Origin of the sequence: Citricoccus sp. K5 (assembly GCF_902506195.1) — a bacterium.
Classification (GTDB): domain Bacteria; phylum Actinomycetota; class Actinomycetes; order Actinomycetales; family Micrococcaceae; genus Citricoccus.
On sequence record NZ_LR732817.1, the window covers coordinates 2,118,585 to 2,139,420 of the forward strand.

Annotated in this window: 18 protein-coding genes; 2 read left to right on the top strand and 16 right to left on the bottom strand. The window is 68.2% G+C overall.

Annotated features, from left to right (window positions below):
* Nucleotides 1–14: 14 nt before the first annotated feature.
* On the bottom strand, nucleotides 15–311 hold the full coding sequence (groES, locus tag BOSE125_RS09370) for a co-chaperone GroES (RefSeq protein WP_115931766.1): 297 nt from the start codon (nucleotides 309–311) through the stop codon (nucleotides 15–17).
* 258 nt (nucleotides 312–569) lie between these two features.
* Nucleotides 570–1,100, bottom strand: coding sequence for a hypothetical protein (locus BOSE125_RS09375; protein ID WP_159551987.1), 531 nt, complete (start codon nucleotides 1,098–1,100; stop codon nucleotides 570–572).
* Nucleotides 1,101–1,278: 178 nt separating this feature from the next.
* On the opposite strand from BOSE125_RS09375, the gene BOSE125_RS09380 reads away from it, so the two are divergent.
* The gene (locus tag BOSE125_RS09380; protein WP_159554995.1) at nucleotides 1,279–2,649 is read left to right on the top strand and encodes a class I SAM-dependent methyltransferase; all 1,371 of its coding nucleotides are present in this window, start codon (nucleotides 1,279–1,281) and stop codon (nucleotides 2,647–2,649) included.
* A gap of 78 nt (nucleotides 2,650–2,727) precedes the next feature.
* On the opposite strand, the gene BOSE125_RS09385 is transcribed toward BOSE125_RS09380, so the two are convergent.
* The 6 genes from BOSE125_RS09385 to BOSE125_RS09410 all read right to left on the bottom strand — a co-directional run bounded on the left by BOSE125_RS09385 (nucleotide 2,728) and on the right by BOSE125_RS09410 (nucleotide 10,217).
* Entirely contained in the window at nucleotides 2,728–3,675 is a 948-nt protein-coding gene (locus BOSE125_RS09385; protein WP_159551989.1) for a hypothetical protein, read from the bottom strand.
* A 294-nt stretch (nucleotides 3,676–3,969) separates the two neighbouring features.
* A complete protein-coding gene (locus tag BOSE125_RS09390; RefSeq protein WP_159551991.1) occupies nucleotides 3,970–4,725 on the bottom strand; it encodes an ABC transporter ATP-binding protein in 756 nt (251 codons plus the stop codon).
* Nucleotides 4,722–5,870 carry an iron chelate uptake ABC transporter family permease subunit gene (locus BOSE125_RS09395; protein WP_159551993.1) on the bottom strand — a complete coding sequence of 383 codons (1,149 nt, stop codon included), beginning with the start codon at nucleotides 5,868–5,870 and terminating at the stop codon, nucleotides 4,722–4,724. Before BOSE125_RS09395 ends, BOSE125_RS09390 begins: the two co-directional genes overlap by 4 nt.
* Nucleotides 5,863–6,843 carry an ABC transporter permease gene (locus BOSE125_RS09400; protein WP_371300770.1) on the bottom strand — a complete coding sequence of 327 codons (981 nt, stop codon included), beginning with the start codon at nucleotides 6,841–6,843 and terminating at the stop codon, nucleotides 5,863–5,865. Before BOSE125_RS09400 ends, BOSE125_RS09395 begins: the two co-directional genes overlap by 8 nt.
* 282 nt (nucleotides 6,844–7,125) lie before the next feature.
* Nucleotides 7,126–8,163, bottom strand: a complete 1,038-nt coding sequence (locus BOSE125_RS09405) for a siderophore ABC transporter substrate-binding protein (protein WP_159551995.1) — start codon at nucleotides 8,161–8,163, stop codon at nucleotides 7,126–7,128.
* Between the two features lie 161 nt (nucleotides 8,164–8,324).
* Nucleotides 8,325–10,217, bottom strand: coding sequence for a glycoside hydrolase family 3 N-terminal domain-containing protein (locus BOSE125_RS09410; RefSeq protein ID WP_236557906.1), 1,893 nt, complete (start codon nucleotides 10,215–10,217; stop codon nucleotides 8,325–8,327).
* A 113-nt stretch (nucleotides 10,218–10,330) separates the two neighbouring features.
* On the opposite strand from BOSE125_RS09410, the gene BOSE125_RS09415 reads away from it, so the two are divergent.
* Nucleotides 10,331–11,551, top strand: a complete 1,221-nt coding sequence (locus BOSE125_RS09415) for a glutamate--cysteine ligase (RefSeq protein ID WP_159551997.1) — start codon at nucleotides 10,331–10,333, stop codon at nucleotides 11,549–11,551.
* On the opposite strand, the gene BOSE125_RS09420 is transcribed toward BOSE125_RS09415, so the two are convergent.
* The 8 genes from BOSE125_RS09420 to BOSE125_RS09455 form a co-directional block, all read right to left on the bottom strand.
* Nucleotides 11,548–12,660 carry a hypothetical protein gene (locus BOSE125_RS09420; protein ID WP_159551999.1) on the bottom strand — a complete coding sequence of 371 codons (1,113 nt, stop codon included), beginning with the start codon at nucleotides 12,658–12,660 and terminating at the stop codon, nucleotides 11,548–11,550. The two genes, BOSE125_RS09415 and BOSE125_RS09420, sit on opposite strands and share 4 nt — an antisense overlap.
* 188 nt (nucleotides 12,661–12,848) lie before the next feature.
* On the bottom strand, nucleotides 12,849–14,165 hold the full coding sequence (locus BOSE125_RS09425; RefSeq protein WP_159552001.1) for a hypothetical protein: 1,317 nt from the start codon (nucleotides 14,163–14,165) through the stop codon (nucleotides 12,849–12,851).
* Nucleotides 14,166–14,321: 156 nt separating this feature from the next.
* The gene (locus BOSE125_RS09430; protein WP_159552003.1) at nucleotides 14,322–14,825 is read right to left on the bottom strand and encodes a hypothetical protein; all 504 of its coding nucleotides are present in this window, start codon (nucleotides 14,823–14,825) and stop codon (nucleotides 14,322–14,324) included.
* 86 nt (nucleotides 14,826–14,911) lie between these two features.
* A complete protein-coding gene (gene tsaD / locus BOSE125_RS09435) occupies nucleotides 14,912–16,120 on the bottom strand; it encodes a tRNA (adenosine(37)-N6)-threonylcarbamoyltransferase complex transferase subunit TsaD (RefSeq protein WP_159552005.1) in 1,209 nt (402 codons plus the stop codon).
* Nucleotides 16,121–16,169: 49 nt separating this feature from the next.
* On the bottom strand, nucleotides 16,170–16,601 hold the full coding sequence (locus BOSE125_RS09440; protein ID WP_159552007.1) for a hypothetical protein: 432 nt from the start codon (nucleotides 16,599–16,601) through the stop codon (nucleotides 16,170–16,172).
* 108 nt (nucleotides 16,602–16,709) lie between these two features.
* A complete protein-coding gene (locus tag BOSE125_RS09445; RefSeq protein ID WP_159552009.1) occupies nucleotides 16,710–17,207 on the bottom strand; it encodes a hypothetical protein in 498 nt (165 codons plus the stop codon).
* Between the two features lie 88 nt (nucleotides 17,208–17,295).
* The gene (locus BOSE125_RS09450) at nucleotides 17,296–18,594 is read right to left on the bottom strand and encodes a hypothetical protein (protein WP_159552011.1); all 1,299 of its coding nucleotides are present in this window, start codon (nucleotides 18,592–18,594) and stop codon (nucleotides 17,296–17,298) included.
* Nucleotides 18,572–20,632: a flagellar biosynthesis protein FlhA gene (locus BOSE125_RS09455; protein ID WP_236557907.1), complete on the bottom strand. Its 2,061-nt coding sequence runs from the start codon at nucleotides 20,630–20,632 to the stop codon at nucleotides 18,572–18,574. Before BOSE125_RS09455 ends, BOSE125_RS09450 begins: the two co-directional genes overlap by 23 nt.
* Nucleotides 20,633–20,836: the final 204 nt, after the last annotated feature.

Consider the following 20,836-nt stretch of genomic DNA (forward strand, 5'->3'; position numbering starts at 1 on the left):
GGTCCGGCGAAGAGTCACTTGGTGACGATGGCCAGCACGTCGCGGGCGGAGAGCACGAGGTACTCCTCGCCGCCGACCTTGACCTCGGTGCCGCCGTACTTGGAGTACAGGACCACGTCGCCCTCGGCCACGTCGACCGGGATGCGGTTGCCCTTGTCATCGATGCGGCCGGCGCCGACGGCCACGACCTGGCCCTCCTGCGGCTTCTCCTTGGCGGTGTCCGGGATCACCAGGCCGGAAGCGGTGGTCTGCTCGGCTTCCAGCGGACGGACAACAATACGATCCTCAAGGGGCTTGATAGAGACAGACACGTCTGTACTCTCCTTCTTTTGGGTGGGCCACCCGAGCGTGCGGGCAGCCAGCGTCTATGGATGGTGTTGTGCGCCGGAGGCTGGCCAACCGTCGTCGCGGGAGCCGGATGGCAGGTCCTTCAGGCTTAGCACCCGGTGCCCCGGAGTGCCAGAAATGACTCTAGGCCGGGTTTAGCACTCGGTCAAGGTGAGTGCCAGAGAGCGACGTCGTGGACAGGAGCGTGGTCGGCTGACCATGGAGTCCGCCACACGAGACGGTCAGGCGTTCCGGCGGGCCCGGAAGATCCCGACGGCGGCCACGCACAGTCCCGCGAACGCGGCACCGAGCACGATGAGCGGTCCGGCGAGGGGAACCCAGACCACGTCCCGGCGGATGGCATCCGCCGCCTCGGAGTCGGAGAGCATGTCCCCGCCGCCGAGCGTGAAGGTCCCGGCCACGAAGACCTGGGCGATCACGGTGACGATCAGCAGCAGTGCCGCCACCACGCCGACGGCCATGGACGCGTACAGCAGGATCTTGCACCACAGGGGTGCGGTCGCCGCCTGCAGGGAGGCGCGGGAATCACGCCCGACGTCGGCCCGGCCCGCACCCGAGGCGAGGTCACCGAAATGGTGGGGGCCGTCGTCGTACCCGTCCTGCCGGTGCTTCGTGTCCCGGTGCTCGTCCTCGAAGCGACCGAAGAAGTCGAAGCGCGGCTCACCGTCCCCGTCATGGTCCAGATCCGGCCGGTCCTGGTCCGGGCGCGCAGAGTGAGGCAACGGAGGGCGCGAGGCGGGACGGTCAGGCATGGTTCCAGCCTACCGGTGGGCCCGCGGCGGCGGGTGGACATGTGGACTGCCGGGCGGGGCCTGCCGGTACCGTGGATCCGTGGCTTCCTCCTCGCATGACCCTCACTCCACCCACCCCGCTCCAGGCGGTCCGGCACGCGCCTCCGCAACGGACTCCACGCAGGAGGAGACGGTGCTCATGCCCGTGCTGACACCGGAGGGGTGGTCGTTGCTGAACTCGCTGGAGGGCTACCGGGAGTCTGAGGCACTGACACTGTCGACTCGCCTGCGGGGCGAGGGGCATGCACCGGAGCTGGTCTCGGCCGTGCTGACCCAGTTGAAGTTCCGTTCGAAGGCCGCGGCCAAGTTCGGGCCGTTCGCCGGGCACATGGTCTTCACGCGGGCCGGTCTGGAGCAGGCCACGCGGATGAATGTGGCCGCGTTGCACGCCGGGCGTTTTGCTGCCGCCGGCGTGGGTTCCGTGGCCGACCTGGGCTGCGGGATCGGCGCCGATTCCATGGCCCTGGCCGCACTCGACCTGGAGGTCACCGCCGTGGAGCGGGACGAGACGGTGGCGGCCGCCGCGACGATCAACCTCATGCCGTTCCCGAATGCGTCCGTGGTCTGCGCCGACGCCGAGGAGTGGCTGGCGGCGCTGGCCGGGTCCGGTGGGGACGGTGCGGCCGTCACCAGCGCACGACCCGAGGGGTTCTGGCTCGACCCGGCCCGACGCGTGGTGTCCTCGTCCGGCTCCTCCCGGGTCTTCGACCCCGAGGCCTTCTCCCCTCCCCTGTCCTTCGTGGAACGGCTGGCGGACACCGGGGCGCCCATGGGCGTGAAGCTCGGGCCGGCGTTGCCGCACGACTCCGTGCCGGCCGGTTGCGAGGCACAGTGGGTGTCCGTGGACGGGTCCCTGACCGAGGCGGTGCTGTGGTTCAACGCGCTGGCCCGCCCGGGAGTCCGCCGGTCGGCGCTGGTCTTGGGTGGCGGCTCTGTGGCGACCGGCGGTGACGGCGGGCCGGCAGCGGGAGGCGCGGGGCCGGCGTCGGGCGCTGAGGGTGGCAGGTCTCCGGCTGAGCTGTCCTCCGCCGCCGACTTCGGAGACTCCCCCACCGTTCCCGTGGCCGGGGCGGAGGGACTCACCGGCTTCCTGTATGAACCCGATCCGGCTGTGATCCGCGCCGGGCTCGTCGCGGACCTGATCGACCGGGAGTTCACCGCCGTGGGCGGGCGGCTGCTGGACGAGCACATCGCGTACTTCTGCGCGGATGATGCCGTGGAGACTCCCTTCGCGACGGGTTACCGAGTCCTGGAGGTCATGCCGTACAAGGTCAAGGGCCTGCGGCGCTGGGTCAAGGAGACCGGCGTGGGGCGGCTGGACATCAAGAAGCGCGGCGTGGATGTCACGCCCGAGGAGCTGCGGCGGCTGCTGATGTCCGGCCAGGGCAAAGGCGGCAAGGGCGGCAAGGGCGGCAAGGGCGCGAGCCGCCACGCGACCCTGGTGCTGACTCGCATCGGCGAGGACCGCGTGGCCGTGGTCGTCGATCCTCTGCGTGACACCCCACGCTGAGTGGTCACTTACCGTGGCCTATCACCGGCCATCCGCCACAGGATCTGACCACCCACGGGGACTGTGGTGCGCAGAGGCTCACTGCCCGAGCTCGCGCGAGGCGAATGACCGCCGCAGATCCCTGACGAAGGCGTCCCAGCCTCCAGGGGTGAAGACCTGCTTCGTCACCCTCAGGACGATCCACCCGTCGAACTGCATCCTCCGATCACGTTGGATGTCCCGGTCCCACTGCTTTGCGTCACTGCGATGGTGGTCTCCCTCGTACTGGACACAGATCTTGACGTCTTCCCACACCAGATCCGGAGGGACCCGCTCTCCGGTGGACAGGACAACCTCCGGGTTGACCACGGGCTCGGGGAATCCGGCGTCGACGATCCGGATCCGCAGCCGGCTCTCCTGTGGTGAGTCCGCGCCCTCCCGCAGCAATTCCACTGCCTGCCGCGCACGTCTGATCCCCTTCACCTTCGTCCGTTTGGTGATGACATCCTTGATGTTCTGGATCGACGACAGCGGATGCATACCCGGCTCGCGCTCGGCCGTCGGTCCGTCGCTGCTTTGCAGGAGGCTGTCTCCCGCAGCCACGAGATGCTCCAGGCTCAGGTCCGTTCCAGCGAGTTGCACCCACGTCCAGGCTGGCTCGGTCACACGAACACCCGTGACGCGCTGGATGACGGCGTCCGTGGGGAGCAGATGACCTTGGACCCGTTTGCGGCGAGGTCGCGGTCCGGCTTCACGAGCCTTGGCCACGTGGACCGGGTCGAAGGGCTTGCACCACGGGGGCAGCCACATCCCCCAGACAGCCGCGGCAGTCTCGTGGGTGAACACGCCCATGCCGTGGATATCCTGCAACGCCGCGAGGTGCGCCAGGTCATCGCGCGGGATGGATGACCGCCGACGGATGCCTCGGCTGACCACCTCAAGATCGGGATGCCGCAGGTGCTGTGCTTTCAAGCCCTCGGCGAGCACCTGCTGCGTCGAGAAGATTGACGGGATCTGGTCCGGCAGAGGTCGCTTCTGAGGGGGCATGAAGCCAGCCTGATGAGCCGCCGCGTTTCACGCTGATCACGCGGAACGAAATGTGGACGCACGGACGTAACCGGACAGCAGTGGAGTACTGAGCTATGGAGTCGTGAGTGCGGCGAAGACGGGGCTCCACCGCATCATGAGTGGTCAGGTTGCGTGCCGAAACGCCCCGTGACCGCCACGGCAACTGACCACTCACCGCCCGAGGTCTCCTCCAGGCCCACTGGGTGGTCAGTTGGTGCGCCGGTCTGCCCTGCGACCGCCACGATAACTGACCACCCACGGAATCGGAGGGGATCAGTAGTAGACAGCCAGGCGGCTCTCGGGCCCCTCGATCACGCGCACCGGCGTGGAGAACACCCGCGTGAGCACCTCGTCCGTGATGATCTGTTCCGGGGTGCCGAACTCGGTGACCTTGCCGTCGTTCATGGCGAGGATCCAGTCGGCATAGCGGGAGGCGAAGTTGATGTCATGCAGCACGATCACCACGGTGCGGCCCAGCTCGTCAGCAGCGCGGCGCAGCTGCTTCATCATCTGGACGGAGTGCTGCATGTCCAGGTTGTTCAGCGGCTCGTCCAGCAGCACGTAGTCGGTGTTCTGCGCCAACACCATGGCAACGTAGGCGCGCTGGCGCTGGCCGCCGGAGAGCTGATCCAGGTAGCGGTTCTCCAGCTTGTCCAGGTTGAGGAAGTCGATGGCCTCGGAGATGTACTTCTCGTCCTCCGCCGTCAGCCGGCCCTTGGAATAGGGGAACCGCCCGAAGCCCACCAGCTGCCGCACGGTCAGCCGGGTCACGAAGTGGTTCTCCTGGCGCAGGATGGACAGGATCTTGGCCACGGCCTTGGACGGGGCGTTGACGATGTCCTGCCCGGCCACCTGGATCTGCCCGGCATCCACCTTGAGCAGCCGCCCGATCATGGTGAGGATGGTGGACTTGCCGGCACCGTTGGGGCCCACCAATGCAGTGATCCCGCCCTGGGGCAGTTCCACGCTGACGGGCCCGATCTGGGTCTCGTCGCCGTAGCTCTTCTGAACGCCGTCGAGTGTGATCACAGTCGGCCCTTTCGCATGATGACAATGAGGAACACGAGGCCGCCGACCAGCTCGATGATGATGGTCACGGCGCCTTCCGCGTAGAAGATGTTCCGGAGGACGAAGTAGGCCACGGACAGGATCGTGTAGCCGATCAGCACGGCCACGGGCAGGATGAGCCGGTGGTCGTAGGTGTCCGTGAACTGGTAGGCCAGCGTCGCCACGAGGAAGCCGAGGAACGTCATCGGCCCCACGAGGGAGGTGGTCATGGCCATGAGGATGGCCACCAGGGTCAGCACGATCATGGTCTCGCGCTTGTGGTTCAGCCCCAGGTTGTTGGTGGCGTCCTGGCCCAGCGACATCACGTTCAGCCGCCGCGCCCGGATGAATAGCACGGCCGCGCACACCACCACGATCGGGATGGCGTACGGCAGGTACTCGGTCTGGGCGTTGGAGATGTTGCCGAACAGCCGTGCGGTCAGCACGTCGAACTCGTTGGGATCCAGCACGCGCTGCATGAACGTGGACAGCGCGCCCAGCCCACCGCCGAGCACCACGCCCACCAGCAGCATGATGTGCATGTTGCCGAAGCGCCCGGACAGCAGCCACGAGTACAGCAGCACGGCGAAGACCACCATGAGCCCGGCCTGCAGGAAGAACTGCGGCAGCCCGACCACCATGGTCACACCGGCCACACCGAAGAAGAACACGGCGGCGGTCTGCACCACCGTGTACAGGGACTCGAAGCCCATGATCGAGGGGGTGATGATGCGGTTGTTCGTGGCGGTCTGGAAGCTCACCGTCGCCACGGCCTGGCACACGGCGACCACCAGCATCACCACGATCGACTCCACGCGCAGCTTCGCGATGATCCAGAATCCCTCGGATCCGGGTGGCATGGGGTTGTCCCACGCGAGGTTGCCGTAGGTCGCCAGCGCCGCGAGCACCAGTAGCCCGCCCACCAGCCAGAGGTAGCGACGGCGGTGCTTGGGCTCCCCGAAGGGCCCGGACTGGCGCTGGGGACGGCTTCGCTGCGCCGAATCCCCGGGCCCGACGCCGGCCGGTGCCTCGGCCGGCGCGGGACCGTGCGCTTCGGCCGGGTCAGTCACCGAACCGGTGGCCGGTGCGGTCAGGATCCGACCGTCGGAGGAGGTGTTCTCAGACATGCGTGCGCCTCCTGACGAGCAGACCGATGAAGACGACGGCGCCCACCACCCCGAGGATCAGGGAGACCGGGACCTCGAACGGCATGATGACCACGCGGCCGACGATGTCGCACACCATGACCACCCAGATGCCCACGAGGCAGACCCAGGGAAGGTTGGTACGCAGATTGTCCCCGCGGAACATGGAGACCACGTTGGGCACGATCAGCCCGAGGAAGGGCAGGGCACCGATCACCACGGTGACCACGCCGGTGACGATCGCGATCATGGAGACGCCGGTCAGCAGCACCATGTTGTAGTTCAAACCGACGTTGGTGGCGATGTCCTTGCCGAGGCCGGCCACGGTGAACCGGTCGGCCAGGAGGAAGATGAGAATGCCGACGGCCAGCACGATGAAGAGCAGCTCATACCGGCCGCGCACCACCCCGGTGAAGGAGCCGGCGAACCAGATGCCCAGCTGCTGGAGCATGTCCGTCTGCAGGGCGAGGTAGGTGGAGACGGCCCCGACCACGGCGCCGAGCATGATGCCGATGATGGGCACGATCAGCGAGGACTTCAGCGTCACCCGCTGCAGGAAGAGGAAGAAGACCATGGTGCCGATGAAGGCGAAGAGGATCGAGCCGAGCATGCGGTCGAAGATCGTGGCACTGGGGACCACCAGCATGGTCACGAGCAGCCCGAGGCCGGCCCACTCGGTGGTGCCCGTGGTGGTCGGCTCCACGAAGCGGTTCTGAGTCATCAGCTGCATGACGAGCCCGGACATGGCCATGGCCGCGCCGGCGAGCACCAGGGCGATGGTCCGTGGGACGCGGGTGATGAAGAACATCTCCCAGCCACCCTCGGCAGTGGCGATGTCGTAGACGCCGACGAACAGCGAGGCGACGATCAGGCCCAGGGTCAGGACCACCCCGATGAGCAGCGGCCCCGCGGTGCGCCACGGCCGGCGGCCGGTTCCGCTTGCCTCCGGGGGCAGGCCGTCATGGCCCCCGGGATGGACGGTCTGATAGTCGGCGCCCAGCGGGGCCGTCTGGGCCTCCGGGTTCCGGTGTTCGTATGGTGCTGTCACTGGTGTCCCTGTCGGGGTCAGCCGGAGGTGGCGTTCCCTCGTCGTGCCTCGGTGGTCGGATGACCCCTCGGCGCTTCACGGCTCAGCCCGGATGCGCCGGGCGGGCGGTTGAGCCCGCCCGTCACATCCGGGCCGAATGGTGTTGATCTCCTGGTTGACGTGGCCGTTTTCGTGCCACGCCCGGAAGGATCAGGCGCCGAAGGCCTCGGCGAGCTCGGTGAGGAAGGTGGTGTAGTTCTGGATGTCCTCGTGCACGTAGAAGTCCTCCGGCAGGTAGACGATGTTGCCTTCCTTCACCGCGGTGACGTTCTGCAGCGCCTCGGAGCCCTCGATCAGCTCGGCGGCCGGCTGGTAGCCCTCCTCCTCGGAGGAGGAGGTGGCGGCGTCGCGGTCCATGACCAGGAGCCAGTCCGGGTTGGCCTCGGCGATGGCCTCCACGGAGATGTCATCACCCTGGTGGTTGGTGGAGCCCTCACGCTCCAGCGCGGGGGTCAGCCCGAGCATGTCGAACACCGGGCCGATGGCGCGGCCGGTGGACGGGGCGGCGTAGGAGAGGTCGCCGCCGGTGGCGATGAGCCCGACGACGGTCTGCTCGGCATCGTAGGCACCCTTGGCCTCTTCGATGGCCGCGTCGAAGTCGGCGACCAGGGCCTCGGCCTCAGCCTGCTTGGCGAAGATGTCACCCAGCAGGGTGGTCTGGCGGCGCAGCTCGCTCTCCAACGGCTCACCCTCCACCACGTTGGTGTCGAGGAAGGCGGCGTCACCGATCAGCGGCTTGATCGCCTCGGTCTGGCCGGAGAAGCGCTGCCCGTTCAGGACCAGGTCCGGCTCGGCCTCAACGAAGCCCTCCATGTTGGGCTCGCGATGGCTGCCCAGGTCGATGATCGAGTCGTCGGACGGGTAGTCCACGGTACCCTCGTTCATCAGGCCCAGCGGGGCGGCGGACAGTTCCACGCCCCAGTCCTCGAGGGTGCGGAAGATGCGGTTGTCCGTGGCGATGATCGAATCGGCGGACTCGATGGTCACCTGGTTGCCGGCCATGTCCTCGATCTCCAGCGGGAAGGACTGCGCTTCAGCGCTGGCGCCGGCCGAGCCCGAGGCGCTCGAGGAGGCGGAGGCCGAGCTGTCAGTGGTCTCGGCTTCAGAACCGCCACCGCAGGCGGTGAGGGCGAGGGCGGCAGTGGTCACCAGGGCGGCCAGGCCGAGGCGTCGATTCGTGATCTGCATGCGAGTGGAACTCCTTGGGAAGTGCAGTGCTGCGAGCGCAGGCGTGGCGGAGACATCCTCGTCCCCGGTCCCCTGCATTTGGTAAGCCTAACCTTAGGTGATTAGGTCACGCACTTCGTCGCTTATTGCGGCTACATGTCGGGAAGTGATGCAGATCTCACTCAGCAACCGGTGCCGGCGGGCCAGTCCCCCACCTCGACGGGCAATGCCCCGGGCGCCTCGGCCTCGCCGGTCAGGACGGCCACCAAGGCTTCGAAAGCGCCGGGGGTGCGGCCGTACAGCGCGACCTTCGCGCCGCCGTCGGGCACCGAGGACCGGTCCAGGCCGAACGGCGCGTCCAGGGCGACCACCACGTCCCCCTGGCCGGACCCGCGAGCGCTGCCGACGAGGGTCACCACGGGGCCGGCGCCCACCGTGAGCCCGGCGGCCTCAGCGGCCTCGGCCAGCCGGGCACGGTCGATCTCGTTGCCGCCGGTGACCTGCAGGGAGTCCTCCACCAGCGGTGCGCCGCAGGCGCCGTCCACCACGGTGATGGCCGCCGCGGACAGGTCCCGGGAGACCTGCTCCGGGCCGGCCCCTGTCCCGCTCTTCGTCCCGTTCTCCGTCCCGTTCTCTGTCCCGTTCATGGTCCCGACGCCGGCCTGCTGCTTCTCCTCGTCCGTCGCCTCCTCGAGTTCCTGCGCCAGATGATCCCGCCACATCAGCATGGTCACCACCCGCTCGGCGGCCTTCTCCAGGCGCTCGGCCGGGACCTCGCCGGCGTCCACCGCCTCGACCAGGGCGTCCCGGGCCCCCGGCAGATCGGAGGGCATCAGCAGCAGGTCGGCGCCGGCCGCCAGCGCCCGGACCGGGGCCTCGTTCGCGCCGTACCGCTCCACGAGGGCGCCCATGTTCAGTGCGTCGGTCACCACGACGCCGGCATACGGCTCCGCGTCCGAGCCCGCCACGCCACGCAGGGCCTCATAGGCGGGTGCGGACACCGAGGACGGAACGTCCGGCTCCAACTCGGGCACGATGACGTGCCCCATCATCACCATCGGAGTGTACTGGTCCCCACCCAGCAGCTCCCGGAACGGCAGCCAGTCACGGGCCTCCAGGTCCGCCACGGAGGCGTCCTGCACGGGGGCGGTCACGTGGGAGTCATCCGTGACGGAGCCGTGGCCCGGGAAGTGCTTCGGCGCGGGCAGCACCCCGGCGTGCAGCAACCCGGCGGTGGCCGCGGTGCCGAGCGTGGACACGGTCTCCGGGTCGGAGGAGAACGACCGTGCGCCGATGGCCGGATCGCCCGCGCCGATCGTCACGTCCACGCTCGGTGCGAAGTCCAGCGTGAAACCCAGCTCCGCCAGCTGGGCGCCCATCAGGGCGTGGCCGTCGGTGGCGAGCTGGGCTGCGGTGTCCTCGCCCTCGCTCTCGCCCTCGCCACCGTCCTCACCGTCGGCGCCCTCCGCACCCGCCATCCCGGCGGCTGCGGCTCCGTAGCTCATCGGCGTGGGCCACTCCACCAGCGGCTCCTTGATCCGGGCCACGAGCCCGCCCTCCTGGTCCACGCTGATGATCCCGGTCCAGTCCCGGTTCGCGCTCAGCGCCTCCTGGGTCTCGGCCAGTCGCGTCTTGAGGGCTTCCACACCATGGGTGCCGTCCGCGGCCACCGGGACGGCGTCTCCCATGACGATGATCCCGCCCAGGTTCAGCTCCTCGATCGAGGCCGGATCGGTCCCCGCCGCCCCAAGCTGGCCGACCAGGACCTGCCCGGCCATCTCGGCGGTCTCCATTCCGGCCACGGCTTCAGCCGCGGCCGCCTCCAGGTCCGCCGAGGGACCATCCAGGGCCAGCTCCAGGGCGCTGGGTTCTGGTTGACCCGCTCCCCCGGCACCCCCGGTGCCGTCCGTGCCGGAGCCGGGGGCCGGCGTCGTGCCCCCGCTGCTGCCGTCCGGGCCGGCGGGCGTGGTGCAGGAGGTGAGCGTCAGTGCCGCAGCCAGGACAGCGGTCAGGACAGCGGTCAGGACAGCCGTGGGAGCAGCGGCGGACGGGCGCGGGCGGGATGAGGTCTTCACCTGACCATCGTAGGGATCCCTGCCCGGCCCTTCGCCCCCCCGCTCATCCCTCACTTGTTCCTCACCTGCCTGTCTGGCCGAGAGAGCCCGGTCTGGAGTTCTAGGATGAGTCCATGAACCTTCCCTTCGCACGGTCCGAACAGTCCACCCTGGGCCTCGAATGGGAGCTGGCGCTGGTGGGCGCCACCGACGGCACGCTGAAGCCGGTAGCAGACGAGGTGCTGGCCGGAGTCGCGGACCAGGCGGAGCTGCACCTCGGGCAGGAGCACCCGCACGTCAAGCCCGAGCTGCTGCTGAACACGGTGGAGCTCGTCACGGACGTGTGCCACTCGGTGTCCGAGGGGGTCGGCCAGCTGCGCGATTCGGCCCGCACGGTCCGGCAGGTCACCGATCCCATGGGTGTGGACCTGTACTGCCAGGGCTCGCACCCGTTCGCGGAGCCGACCCTGGAGCGGGTCACCCCGGCGGACCGCTACGGCAAGATGATCGACCGGACGCAGTGGTGGGGCCGGCAGATGCTGATCTACGGGGTGCACGTGCATGTGGGGTTGGATGATGTGCGCAAGGCCATGCCCGTGGTGGACGGGCTCGTGAACTACGTGCCGCACTTCCTGGCGCTGTCCGCATCCAGCCCCTTCTGGGCGGGCGTGGACACCGGTTACCAGTCCCAGCGGACCCTGATGTTCCAGCAGCTGCCCACGGCCGGGCTGCCGTTCCAGTTCCGTGAGTGGTCCGGGTTCGAGCAGTGCGTGGCGGACCTGACCAAGACCGGTGTGATCGACGACGTCACGGAGTGCCGCTGGGACGTGCGCGCCGTGCCGCGACTGGGCACCGTGGAGATGCGCGTGTGCGACGGCGTGGCGACCCTCGAGGAGATGGGTTCGATCGCGGCCCTGACCCAGTGCCTGGTGCAGGACTTCTCCGACACCCTGGAGGCGGGCGGCACCATCCCCACCATGCCGCCGTGGCACGTGCAGGAGAACAAGTGGAGGGCCGCCCGCTACGGCCAGGACGCCATCATCATCCTGGACGCGGCCGGCGAGGAGACACTCGTCTCCGAGCACCTGCGCGCCGAGCTGACCCGGCTCGCGCCCGTGGCCGAACGGCTCGGCTGCTCGGCCGAGCTGGCCGGCGTGGAGGACATCCTCGCCGGCGGCGGCGCGGCGGCGCACCAGCGGCGGGTGGCCGCGGCGGTGGAGACTGCCAGCGGTGTCGGTAGTGCGGAAGGTGCCGGGCCCGCGTCGGGCACGGACGTGGTGCACGACGCCGGCGCTCCCCTGCGCGCGGTCGTCGCCGATGCAGTGGCCCGGACGCGGGTGTCGATCGGGGGCTAGGATGCCGTCTCGGGTCCTGTGCCCTGCAACAACTGACGCTGATAGGGGCCCGGGACGAAGCCCGCCAGATCGGGCATCAGCAAGGTGAAGAGCTGGGCTCCTTGGATCGGGCGCACCGTCACATCGTCAGCACCGGCGGGCGTCACCAGGTAGGTACCCAGGGAACCGGCGTTCAGGATCATCAGTGGCAGGATGGACGCAGGAGTACGAGAACGGTCTGACTCCACGAGCCATAGGCCGAACCCCTCGTGGGCCCACAGGTCTTGCCAGCGCTGATGACCGGCCAGGCGTGTTGGCAGCGGATACCCCGAGTCCATGGAGCGCCGGACCAGGTCACTGAGGGAGACCAGTTCCTGCTCGAGTCGGCCGGAGAAGGCTGGTACGACACCCATGGCGCGGAACATCATCTCACCACCTCGAGTGGCCGAGACCGTTCCGATCCGAGCCGATGAGCACCCCTTCGGAACCACCACGACCGTGGCATCCGACTGGCGTGAGAGTTCGAGCCGAACCTGCCGGCCCTCGCCGCTGAACGCTGTGAGACTAGCGGTGTCTTCGGGCCCCTGAAGGATACTGGCCACCCGTGATGCCCATCGTCCCCAACGCAACCCGTCCCCGTCGCTCAAGCCGAGCTCCGTGGCTTGGTAGGTGGCCTCGGAGTGCAGACGTCCCCAGGACTTACCTTCGGGGTGATGGCGAAGCAACTCCAGCAGAGGACCCTGGATCACGGCCAACGGCACCGCATCCCATCCGTCCGACTCGGCGAAGCCATCCGAGGGATCGCCGGTGGTGGCGGCTACTGGCCTGTCATCCATGCGCAGGAACTCGTCCTCGGGGCCGCCACGTCCCAAGGCAGGCTCCCAGTCTCCAGGAAGGCGCCCGACGAGAGTGTCCAGGATCGAGTCCATCAGGGGAAGGTCCTCCAGGCCCAGGGTGGCGATGACGCACAGGACCGGGTCGTCATTCCAGACATCCACGGTGGCCGAGCCGGTACCGTCCGGGTCCGGCCAGAGCATCCAGCGGATCTCGGCCGCAGCCGATGACCCGTTGACGGTGGCGGCGCGCAGGAAGCGGAACCCGAACCAGGCGCCCTCGCGCCAGTGGTCCATGCCCACTGGCCACGCACCGTGGTCTTGAGTACGGCGGAGATCGAGGCCGGATCGTGTTCCCTGTCCTTCGCCCCATCGGAACACCATGAGGGTCGGCCGCAAGGGCCGCCCCTCAACACGCGGGAGCATCCCCAGGTCCATTCCCGGGAGGGCGATCGTAGTCCAACGCGGTGGGAGGGACAGGGCCATCAGACGATGTCCCCTTCGGCGTACGCCTTCTGGCGTTCTTCCTCGGTCCAGGTCTCGTCGAAGGACTCGTCGATGACCACCGTGGCCAACTGGCCACCACCCCAGGAGATCAAGGCGACGAGGAGCCAACCGGGCACACCGCCGACTCCCAAGGCAGTCACCCCGGCCCCCGCACCGGCGTCGACGGCGCCCGAGGCCATGAACGTCAAGATCTCCTGGGCGAGAACCCGGCGAGTCTGGGTGGTGACCTGTTCATCACTGAGGAGCGGATTCTGTTCCGAGAACTCCTTCTCGAACTCCTTGGTGTTCCATCCACTGGACACCAGTCCCGTAATGACGGTGACGTTGACGTCGAAGAACTTCTTGCCAGCAGTATCCAGGCCGATGCTCTTGTACGCGGCGTCGAAGATCGCACTCTTAGGCACTCCCTCGATCTTCCCGCTGGCAACGTTGATGCCCTGTGCAGCCAGGTACTCCACCATGTTCGGGGGATCCGCGAACGACGAACCGTCCGGGGCGGTGACATTGGTGAGTTCGATGTCGTTGTAGTCCTCGTCCTGGGCGATCGCCAGCTGGACCGCATAGGTCAGGTAGGGATCCTCCGCGGAGCCGGATCGGACCAGCTCGCCTGCCTCGTTGTAGGACCACTTCACGCCGTCGGCGTCCATGTAGTCGTAGGGCAGGTCTTCGAGCGGAACGGATTCGGCGATCTTGAGGTAATCGGCTTCCGAGAGGCCGTCGATCCCACCGAAGAAGTGGCTCCCTTGGAGCAGTGTTGCCAGTTCCTCGGGCGACTCCATGATCTCCAGTGCCGAGGTCCGGCTGACGTAGGCGAGTTGGGACAGCTCATCCATATCGATGGCGGACACCGCATCTGCCATGGTGATGCGGGCCTCTTCAATCGTCAGGTAGATGTCAATGGCCGTCTGCTGGTGTTCATGCCGTTCTTGCTCCAGGGCAGAGAGGTGGTCCGTCGGCGTCCTGCCGTGCTTCTGGACGTAGTCCTCCTCTTCCCATTCCCCGGTATAGACCTTGTTCTTGTCCCGGTCATACTCGTAGAAGCGGGTCAGCCAACCCCGAGCCCAGTAGTCATACGGTTCCTTCTTGCCCTGTTGCGTCTGGATGGTCGCATCGAAGGTGGTCGCCGCAGAGGCGAAGATCTCGGCACCGTGCAGTAGTCCACCGAGTTTCTCGGCCACCGGGGTCATCGCAGCGAAGACCGTCTCCTTGTCAGCGCCCCCATAGACGTCTTTGAACCGGGACCACTGACGTACAACGTCCATGAGGACATCATGGGTCTTGCGGACAGCTTCCATGGTGTTTTCCGCCCCCACGGCAACTCGCGATGAGGGAGGTAGGGGCACGGCCCATGACACGAAGTTGTCATGCTCTTCAGGAAGGATGTTGTCAGGGACCGACGCCTCTTGCCAACGTATGGTCTCGAATCTCATGGTGCTCTATCCGTCGCTGCCCTACGGGGCGTCGTGGGCGGTGGTGAAGGGTTGAGGATTGTAGGAACCGGGCGTCTCAGCATCGGACGGCGGCGTGTACTCCCATGCTCCGTTCTCTGGATCGTCGGGCGTTGGCCGTGAGTTGTCCGGCTCACCGTGTTCTCCCCCGGTGCGGAACTCCGGATATACGTTCTCCGCGCCGGCGGCATCAGCAGCCATCGCAGCATCCCCTGATGCGTAGTAGACGACCACGTCCCGCATTGCATCGATGAGGCTGCGAATGTCACTCTCGATCGATTTGTAGTGGGGAATCAACTGCTCATCGTAGAACTGCTTGTAAGCTGCATTAGTCCGTTCGGCGCTGTCTTGAATCTGGTCAGTCTCGTCCGTCCCGTAGGTCCCGGTGTCCACCGAGTCCTTGTCCACGTCCAGGCCAGTGAAATGCTTGTTGTCGTTGGAGAGGATCCCCTCAAGGTCATTGATGACCTGCTGGCATCCGTCCAGATCAATCCAGTAGGAACTCATGTGCGAGCGCCACCCTTCCTCGTCTCCTCCAGACTAGGAGGACCCGGTAAGAGGCAACAATGGGGAGAACTCCCCATCCGCGCCGCTCAGGCCACCAGCGAGATGCTCTCCACCGGCTGGCCGGGATCTGCGGCGAAGTCCAGGCCGGACGGTGCCACCCCGTCGGCCACAAGTTGCGCGCCCAGGGCGGCGACCATGGCCCCGTTGTCCGTGCACAGCCTCACGGGCGGCACCGTCAGCCCGATCCCGGCGGTTTCGCACCGCTCGGCCAGCAGCGAGCGCAGCCGGGAGTTGGCGGCCACTCCCCCACCGAGCAGCAGGTGGGTGATGCCGTGCTCCGTGCAGGCGCGGACCGCTTTGGCGGTGATCACGTCCGCGACCGCCTCCTGGAAGGACGCGGCGATGTCCGCCGTCGGGATCTGGTCCTCCGGCACACCGGCGGCCTCGAACTGCTCGACGCACCGGGCCACGGCGGTCTTCAGCCCGGAGAATGACCAGTTGTGGCGGTGCTTGCCGGGCTCTTCCGCACTGCCCACGAACTTCGGCGCGCTGAGGCCCCGCGGGAAGCGGAAGGCCTTCGGATCGCCCTGCTGGGCCAGCCGGTCGATCACGGGTCCACCCGGGTAGCCGGCGCCCAGGAGCCGGGCGACCTTGTCATAGGCCTCGCCCGCGGCGTCGTCGATGGTGGAGCCGAGCAGAGCGACATCCGTGGTGAGGCGGTTGACCTGCAGGATCTCGGTGTGCCCGCCGGAGACCAGCAGGGCACCGAGGTTCTCAGGCAGCGGTGCCGACGTGCGCTCCACGGACTGCTCGCCGTCCGTGTTCCCTTCCCCGAGCACGACGGCGGCCGGCCCGGTTCCGCTCTCGGCCACCCCGTCCAGCATGCCGACCCCGACGTGGGCCACCAGGTGGTTGAGCCCAAAGAGCGGCTTGTCCGCGGCGAGCGCGAGGGCCTTCGCTCCGGCCACTCCGACCATGAGAGCGCCGGCGAGTCCCGGACCGGAGGTCACGGCGATGGCGTCGATCTCCTCCAGCGTGACGCCTGCGGTGTCCAGGGCCTGCTGCAGGGTGGGGATGAACTCCTCGAGGTGGGCCCGAGCCGCGATCTCGGGGATGACCCCGCCGAAGCGGACATGCTCCTCCATGGAGGAGGCCACCGCGTTGGCCAGCAGCTCGGTCCCGCGTACGATGCCGAATCCGGTCTCGTCACAGGAGGTCTCGATACCGAGGACCAGCGGGGCGGCAGGAACATCAGCGAGGACATCGGAGGTCGGGTCATCAACCGTGGAGAGCATGCCCACCATTCTAAGTTCCCCCTGGGGGAAGCTGATCGGCCCTGGCGCATCAGTCCCGTGGAATCGGGTACCAATCGAGGTCGGTGGGCGCCCTTCCGGCACCGAGAGCAGCGCTCGGACCGGCATGGACTTCCGCGGAGTGCACGGCCGTCGGGAACACCATCTCGGGAGACATGGACCACTTGCCGAAGGGTGAGAGCACGCGCCAGTCGCCGTCCGCCTCGGCCGGGGCCAGCACGGAGCCGACGGTGGCGAGGATCTGGCCTTCACCGGCATGGATCACCTCGGCGATCAGGCCGTTGACGCGCACGGTGCCGGCACCGGAGACCACCGCGTCCTCGAGCACACCGGTCACCTCCACGGTCACACCGGCGGGGACCTCTACCAGGCCGGAGACCGAGCCGGTGAGGGTAGTCGACTCGGCCGGGGTCCCGTTCAGGACGGTCACGCCCCCCAAGGGGGTCTCGGCAGAGTTCCACATGCTGTCCACGCTAGGCAGCATGGCCTCAAGCGGCGATGGGCAGGCCTACCCCTTGACGGTTTCCCTCATTGCTGATACGAGCTGCTGATAGGAGGCGCGGTAGTTGGGTCAAGCGGGGCCGGCCGCGTCCCCATCGTCGACGGTCGAACCATCCTCTGGACCATCCCAACCGTCCGCAAGACCGTCCCGGCCAACGCGGCCATACCGGTCCACGGCCCAGGAGGCATAGTCGTTCAGCGCCACGATCTCTCGGTGCCACGCTCGCCCGTCCTCCCGTTCATACAGCCACGCCGGTGCTCCGAGTTCGAGAACGGAAGCCGCCATCTGCGCCTGGGCCACCGTCTCGGCCAGCGAATACAGCTCGTGGACCCGGCGCCGGTAGCGCTGGGTCCGGCGGGACAGGGCGAGTTCGCCGGTGCTGGACTCCCGGGCGGACCGATCGGAGAGGGCCTCGGCCAACTCCAACAGGATCTCGTCCACGGCGTCCACCACGGAGTGTGGGCCGCGGTGGTCCGCACGGTATTGGCCTGCGATGTCCTGCCACGTCTCCGTGGTTCCTTCCGGGAGAACGTCCGGGAGGTCATCACGGGAGGGAAGGTCGTGCACCGTGGGCTCCTGGGGATACTCGGTCCGAGTGCGGTTCATACCCTCTGACATGCGCAGAACGCCGGGCCCGGGCGTCTGTTCTGCCCCCTCACCGGTGCGTGTGCTGGGCAAACTCGGAGAACTCAGACGGGGTGTGCAGGCGGTGACCCAGGTCCCTCACGGTTCCTGGGGTGCCCGTCACGGTGCGCGGCACCGCCACCACTGACGCCGGCTCGACCACCTTCGCCACCTGCCGGACCCAGGCCTGTGTATCGGCATGCTTGCGCGAGGAGTCGATCGCCAGCACCAGGTGCATGGGCGCGTACCGGAGCAACCCCTCGGCCAGATGCGCTGTGTCGGATCCGTCGCCGAGCCCGTAGCAGACCACGGTTGCCCCGGCCCGTCCCCCGTTGAGGACGCCCGCAGCCGACCACGTGTGGTGGCCGGTCCGCTCGGCGGCCTCCACGGCGTCGTCGAGCAGGCCCGCGAACACGAGCCGGATGCTGCGCGGCATGGAGGAGTTGCGGGGCTCCTCGGCGTGCGGCGTGCCGTGCAGGGTGTCTGGGAGATCTGCCGGTGCGGCAGCATGGTCCAGCATCTCGTGCAGGTGGGGATCCTCGGTGGAGAACACCGGGACGACGGCGGCCGTGCGGTGTCCGGCAGCATTCGGTCCCGGGGAGCCGCTCGCACCGGAACCGGCCACGGTGCCAGCCACTGCTCCGGTCCCCCGTCCAGCTCCCGCCCCGGTGCCGGGTGCGGTGTCCGGTGGGCTACTCGGATCGGCTCCGGCATCGAGGCCGTCCATGAGCAGGCCGTAGGCCGTGTTCAATCCGGGTCCGCCCTGCAGGGCCGTCGTCGGGATCGGTCCGGGGCCCCAGCCGGGGATCTCCTGGACGGTGTCCGGGTTGACTGCGCCCACGGAGCCGTTGCGCGTGTGCGCGCGACCGGACTGACCGGCGTCGGAACCACTCGGAGGGGTGCTCAGAGGACCACTCGGAAAGCCGTTCGCATCGCCGCCCCGTGGACCGGCTCCCGGCGCGGCGATGCGCCCGGACATCGATCCGGTGGCCACACGGTTGCCTGCGGTGCTCGACCGCGCGGCACTGCCGCCCGGCAGCTGGTCGGCATCCTGCGGGGCCTCCGGGCCGTCGTCGTGCCCGACGTTGCGGCCGACGCGCGTGCGCCCGTCCTTCGGGGAGGACGATCCGCGGGACCGTGTCCTGTGTTGGCCGGGTTCCTGTGGCGGGTGGGCGTCCGCGCGGTAGGTGACGCGGTCCTCGCCGCCACCCTCTTCACGGATGCTGAAGATGGAGTAGGTGGTGCCGGGTCTGAAGTGCAGTTCGGCCTCGTGCTCGAGCTCCTCGAGGGAGTCGGCGAAGACGGACTTACGCCAGCGCACGTTCGCCACCCACTGTCGCGGCCGTCCTCACCTGGAGGCTGGGCTGGGATGAGGCCTCGGTGTAGGACAGCACGGCCACCTCCACGGACCAGGAATCGAGCTTGCGGGCCAGGTCGGCGCGGAGGGACTCTCCGCACACGAGCACGGGCTGCTCGCCTTCGGCCACACGGGCGGCCACGGCGGTTCGCACGCCGTCCGCGAGTCGGTTGAAGACCTCGAGGGAACCGGTGATGGAGGAGCCTTCCGGGCCGGTGCGCAGGCCCTCGAGCAGACCCTGCTCGAAGACCGGGTCGAGGGTGATGGCCGTCAGCACACCGTCCACACTGGCCCGTTCGGCGATGACCGGGGCCAGGGCCAGCCGACACGCCTCAACCAGGTGCTCGATCAGCTTGGAGGTGCCGGCACGCTGGGCGATAGTCTCGAGGATGCGGGGCAGGTCGTTGATGGGCACGCCCTCGGCGAGCAGGCCCTGCAGCACCTGGTGGACGGTGGAGGCGGGCACCAACCCGGGCACCACGTCCTCCACGGTCTCCGGAGAATCGGCGGCGACGGCGTCCAGCATGGTCTGGACGTCCGCGCGTGACAACAGCCGGGCGGCGTGGCGCTCCAGCACCGAGGCCAGTTGAGTGGTGACCACGGTGGTGCGGTCGAACACGGCGGAGCCGGCCATCTCGGCGATGGTGCGCATCTCCTCCGGGATCCACTTGCCGTCCAGGCCGAAGACCGCCTCGCGCGTGGGGGCGCCGGACAGGGCAGCGAGGTCGCCGCCCAGGGCGAGCAGCCGCCGGGCGGGGGCCTGCCCCTCGGCAGCAGTGGTGCCGGCGATGAGAATGCGGTAGGCGCCTGCGGGCAGCTCCACGTTGTCCCGGGTGCGGACCTGCGGGATGACGACACCCAGGGACAGGGCCATCTGTTCACGCACGCCTCGAATGCGGGCCACCAGGTCATCCGGTGAGCCATTGGCCAGGTCCACGATGTCCGTGGCGAGATGCACCTCCACCGGGGAGGTCCGCATGCGCTGGATCAGGTCCTGGCCCGGGTCCTTGACCGGTTGCTGGGCTGCATCTCCGGCGGCCTTGGCACTCTCGGCCTCCTCCGCCTCCTTGGCCCGTGCCTTGCCCGCGGCGCGGCCGGCCAGGATGAGGGCGGCCCCGAGCAGCAGGAACGTCAACAGCGGCATCCCCGGGATCAGTCCCATGGCGATCGCGGCGACGCCGGCCACCACGAGCGGCGTGGAGAACTGGGAGAGCTGCTTGGTGGTGGCGGTGCCCAGGTCCTCGTCCGCCGTGGAACGGGTGACGATCATGCCGGTGGCGGTGGCCATCAGCACGGACGGGATGATGGTGACCAGGCCGTCGCCGATGGACAGCAGCGCGTAGGTCTCCAGTGCCTCCATGGCATCCATGCCGTGCATCATCATGCCGACCACCACGCCGCCGACGAGATTGATGACCAGGATGATGATGCCCGCGATGGCATCGCCCTTGACGAACTTGGAGGCTCCGTCCATGGCGCCGTAGAAGTCAGCTTCGGCGGTGACCTCTCCGCGGCGGGTGCGAGCCTGGTCCTCGGTGATGAGGCCGGCGGCGAGGTCCGCGTCGATGGCCATCTGCTTGCCGGGCATGGCGTCCAGGGTGAAGCGGGCGCCGACCTCGGAGACGCGTTCGGCGCCCTTGGTGATCACCACGAACTGGATGATCACCAAGATCAGGAACACCACGAAGCCGATGACCATGTTGCCGCCCACGGCCACCTGACCGAAGGCGTCAATCACCTGACCGGCGTGGGCCTCCCCCAGCACCAGTCGGGTTGAGGCCACATTGATGCCCAGCCGCAGCATGGTGGCGGCCAGCAGCAGCGAGGGGAAGATCGAGAAGTCCAGGGGTTTCCTGACGAACATGGTGTTCAGCAGGATCACCAGCGACAGTGAGATGGACACCACGATCAGCACGTCCAGCAGGGGTGCCGGGACCGGGACGATCAGCAACAACACGATCAACACGAAGCCGATAGGCATGGCCAGCGGCTTGAGTTTTGCCAGTGTCACGGAGGCGGCCTTCCTTCGGTGCGGTGGTGTGCGCGCATGCGGTCGTGTGCGCGCTGCGTCGGTGCCGTGCGTGCATGCGGTGGTGCGGGTCCAAGGATTCCCTCGCGACCCCCTATGCCCGGCGCCGGACCGCGGGCGTCCGGTTTCACGCAGGCGGTGACGGGCTGGCGGCTGATGGCCCCTGCAACTGAGTCGCAGAAATTG

Coding starts and splice junctions, on each gene's coding strand:
- BOSE125_RS09375 (WP_159551987.1), bottom strand. CDS start 1,100: ATGCCTGACCGTCCCGCCTCGCGCCCTCCGTTGCCTCACTCTGCGCGC.
- BOSE125_RS09380 (WP_159554995.1), top strand. CDS start 1,279: ATGCCCGTGCTGACACCGGAGGGGTGGTCGTTGCTGAACTCGCTGGAG.
- BOSE125_RS09385 (WP_159551989.1), bottom strand. CDS start 3,675: ATGCCCCCTCAGAAGCGACCTCTGCCGGACCAGATCCCGTCAATCTTC.
- BOSE125_RS09395 (WP_159551993.1), bottom strand. CDS start 5,870: ATGTCTGAGAACACCTCCTCCGACGGTCGGATCCTGACCGCACCGGCC.
- BOSE125_RS09405 (WP_159551995.1), bottom strand. CDS start 8,163: ATGCAGATCACGAATCGACGCCTCGGCCTGGCCGCCCTGGTGACCACT.
- BOSE125_RS09415 (WP_159551997.1), top strand. CDS start 10,331: ATGAACCTTCCCTTCGCACGGTCCGAACAGTCCACCCTGGGCCTCGAA.
- BOSE125_RS09420 (WP_159551999.1), bottom strand. CDS start 12,660: ATGGACCACTGGCGCGAGGGCGCCTGGTTCGGGTTCCGCTTCCTGCGC.
- BOSE125_RS09425 (WP_159552001.1), bottom strand. CDS start 14,165: ATGGAAGCTGTCCGCAAGACCCATGATGTCCTCATGGACGTTGTACGT.
- BOSE125_RS09430 (WP_159552003.1), bottom strand. CDS start 14,825: ATGAGTTCCTACTGGATTGATCTGGACGGATGCCAGCAGGTCATCAAT.
- tsaD (WP_159552005.1), bottom strand. CDS start 16,120: ATGCTCTCCACGGTTGATGACCCGACCTCCGATGTCCTCGCTGATGTT.
- BOSE125_RS09440 (WP_159552007.1), bottom strand. CDS start 16,601: ATGTGGAACTCTGCCGAGACCCCCTTGGGGGGCGTGACCGTCCTGAAC.